The organism is Actinosynnema sp. NPDC059797, assembly GCF_042732085.1.
Taxonomy (GTDB): domain Bacteria; phylum Actinomycetota; class Actinomycetes; order Mycobacteriales; family Pseudonocardiaceae; genus Actinosynnema.
In genome coordinates this window covers 1-1,000 of the sequence record NZ_JBHWIE010000774.1, presented here as the reverse complement: position 1 = coordinate 1,000, position 1,000 = coordinate 1, and the positions used below count along the sequence as shown (strand labels likewise).

Below are 1,000 nucleotides of genomic sequence, written 5' to 3'. Positions count from 1 at the left end.
AAACACGACCGCACCAAATACTCCAAACCACCCCGACCAATCGGCTCACCATGCCGATCCCGCACCAACGCCGAACCCCGATCGAACCGCGCCCGCGGAAAACGCCGCCGACACGACGCCAGATAATCCTCGATCACCCGATCCATCGCCGGCTCGATCGGCACCGACCGATCACGCCCACCCTTCCCCGCCACGTGCAACCGACGCTCACCAGGCCGACCCACCACCGACCCCAACGTCAACATCCGCATCTCCGCCGACCGCAACCCCGCCACCAACCCCAACGCCAACACCAGCACATCCCGCTCAGGCCACGGATCACGCCCACGCCGCACCCCCTCCGCCGCCGCCGCCAACAACCGCTCCGGCGTGTCCTCACCCCGCAACGGCTTCGGCACCAACGGCGGCGTCTTCGGCCGCGCCACCGCACCCATCGGATTCCCCGCCACCAACTCCTCCGCCACGCAGAACGTCAAGAACTGGTTCCACGTCGACCACGCCCGCAACACCGACGACTTCGCGTGCGAATCCGCGAACACCCCGAACGCCGCCCGCAGGTTCCCCGCCGTCAAGTCCTCCACCACCAGCTCATCCGGGGGAGTGGAGACCGCCTCCGCCAACAACACCGTGATCCCCGCCAGGTCACGCCGGTACGCGGCCGTCGTGTGAGGGGAGTCCTTGCGCGGGCGACGAGCGAGGAAGAACGACTCCTGGGCAGCGAGAACACGCATAACGATCTTCCTACCGCACCGCACCGACAAAACCGGTCGGCCGAGCGGGCGCACCCGCGCGGATCCCCTCGGCCGACCGCTCCAGTTTCATGGATAATGCCGATTATCCATGAAACACGGGTCCGGAAGGGGTGAGGACCCCGACCGGGGGATGCCACTTCCCGGCGCCCTCCCGGACCGCCGGGTCGCCCTCGTGACGTCGTGTTCGACGTGCGCCCGCGTGTCTGGCGCGCGCCCAGATCGGTCCCGGCGGTTCGGGGGCGCGGCGG

Annotated in this window: 1 protein-coding gene; it reads right to left on the bottom strand. The window is 68.9% G+C overall.

Annotated elements, in window-relative coordinates:
• Nucleotides 1-731, bottom strand: a 731-nt coding sequence (locus ACFV4N_RS44075; RefSeq protein ID WP_499678662.1) for a tyrosine-type recombinase/integrase, incomplete at its 3' end; no start/stop codon positions are given.
• Between the last annotated feature and the right edge of the window lie 269 nt (nucleotides 732-1,000).